Annotated in this window: 1 protein-coding gene; it reads right to left on the bottom strand. The window is 26.7% G+C overall.

From position 1 onward, the window contains the following. On the bottom strand, positions 1 to 771 hold a 771-nt coding region (locus CYP64_RS10015; protein ID WP_103649081.1), incomplete at both ends, for a hypothetical protein.

Here is a 771-nt window from a genome sequence, read left to right as displayed (position 1 = left end):
TCTTTGTTATCTACATAAAAAGGAGGATTGATACAGTTCAACATTAGATCAGTATATTTTTTTAAAAATCTCCCACGAAATAAAATGAAAGAATGTTTATTGACTAAAAAAAACAAATGCATAATAAAAGCATCATAGGAAATATTATAAATAATATTTTCATATGAAATCAAATCAAATATTTCCGAGACACTAGTTTTTCCACGTAAGTCTATATCTATAAAATCATATTTTATAGTATCCTTCTCTGCATCCATTAATGAACCTATATGAATTACCTTATATCCTGTTTGTTTTTTCAATTGTTTTGTAAAATTTATAAGTGCTTTTTGGTGGTGTGCACCTATGCGAAAAGCACCAGAATCAATATAGTTATTAAATAGAATATATTTTTCATTATTTTTTAAACCAAAATCTTTCAAATTTAGATTCTTAATCAACTTCGGCTTGTCATCAATATTATTTACTGCAATATTTAATATTTTGAACACTTTTTCTATTATATCAAAACAAATTGGCTTTTTAATACTTGCGTTTGCAGTATCGATAAAAAGACAAAAACCTTTATATTCTGAAAGAGAGGCCAAAAATTCTATTCTAGTAATCACTAAATCAAAATTACAATCTATATTTCCGTATGAATATCCAAGCTGATCAAAATAAAATTGCATTATCGGTGCTGGCTGAATTTTAACCTCATACCCATTTTGCTTCAAAGCCCTAGCAAGAGGTTCAAAAAACAGATGATCTCCAAGATGCATTATTTTATAG

The sequence above is a fragment of the Campylobacter concisus genome, from assembly GCF_002913945.1.
GTDB lineage: Bacteria > Campylobacterota > Campylobacteria > Campylobacterales > Campylobacteraceae > Campylobacter_A > Campylobacter_A concisus_P.
The sequence above is the reverse complement of the archived record's forward strand: the minus strand, read 5'-3'. Positions and strand labels throughout refer to the sequence as shown.